This is a genomic window from Streptomyces sparsus (assembly GCF_054776295.1).
This window is the reverse complement of record NZ_BAAHCA010001267.1, coordinates 1-1,127: the sequence shown is the minus strand read 5'-3', so window position 1 is coordinate 1,127 and position 1,127 is coordinate 1. Positions and strand designations below refer to the sequence as shown.

General features: G+C 73.8%; 1 protein-coding gene. It reads right to left on the bottom strand.

Features of this window, described 5'->3' with window-relative positions; translation table 11 throughout:
* Positions 1-11 precede the first annotated feature (11 nt).
* Complete coding sequence (locus tag ACYVE9_RS27810) at positions 12-1,070, bottom strand: segregation and condensation protein A (RefSeq protein ID WP_461030656.1); 1,059 nt, start codon at positions 1,068-1,070, stop codon at positions 12-14.
* Positions 1,071-1,127 lie beyond the last annotated feature (57 nt).

The window sequence follows — 1,127 nt, the reverse complement described above, 5'->3', positions numbered from 1 at the left end:
GGCGGCGTCGCTCATGTGCTGGCCTCCTGGGTGTCGTGCGGGTCCTGGTCCGCGTCGGGCCGCGGTTCCGCCGTGGGCGGCCCGGAAGGGGCCGGCTGCGGGGGTTCCGCCGGCTGCGGGGGTTCCGCCGGCTGCGGGGGTTCTCCCGCTTGCGGGGGTTCTGCGGGGCGTGGTGGTTCGACGCGTGCCGGGGGCTCCGCGGGCTGGTCCTGGTCGAACTCGTCCGTCACCACCGGCCGGGCGTCGTCACCGCCGCTCCAGCGCACGGTGAGCGTGCCCAGGGCCTCCGACTGCTCCAGCACCACCACACGTTCTCGGTAGAGCTCCAGCAGGGCCAGGAAGCGGGCCACCACGGTCAGGGTGTCGGGGGCGTCGGCGGTGAGCCGTTCGAAGGTGGTCTCGCCCCACTCGCGCAGGCGGCCCACCACGACGTCCGCCTGCTCGCGCACGCTGACCAGCGGGGCGTGGATGTGGTCCACGTACACCTGGGGCTTCGGCTTGGGCTGCATGGCCTTCACGGCGAGCCGGGCGAAGCCCTCCGGGCCGATGCTGATCACCACGTCGGGCAGCAGCGCGGCGAGGTGGGGCTCCAGGCCGACGGTGCGGGGGTGGCGCCGGGTCTCGGCGAGCAACCGGTCCGCGAAGATGTCGGCGATCTCCCGGTAGGCCCGGTACTGGAGCAGCCGGGCGAAGAGCAGGTCACGGGCTTCCAGCAGGGCGAGGTCCGCCTCGTCCTCGACCTCCGCGGCGGGCAGCAGGCGGGCCGCCTTGAGGTCCAGCAGGGTCGCGGCCACCACCAGGAACTCGGTCGTCTGGTCCAGGTCCCAGTCGGCGCCCATCGCGCGCAGGTGCGCCATGAACTCGTCGGTCACCCTGGACAGCGCGACCTCGGTGACGTCCATCCGGTGCTTGGAGATGAGCTGGAGCAGCAGGTCGAAGGGTCCCTCGAAGTTGTCGAGGACCACGCGGAAGCGCCCGTCGTCGACCTGCTCGGTCTGCGGCTCCTCCGGCGGTCCGGGCTGCCGCTGCTCTTCCTGCGGCCCGGACCGCTCCGTCCCCGGCGGCGTCACCGATGGCGGCTGCTCGGCGGACCGCCCGCCTGTCGGTGGCTGGTCGGCGCCCGTCGG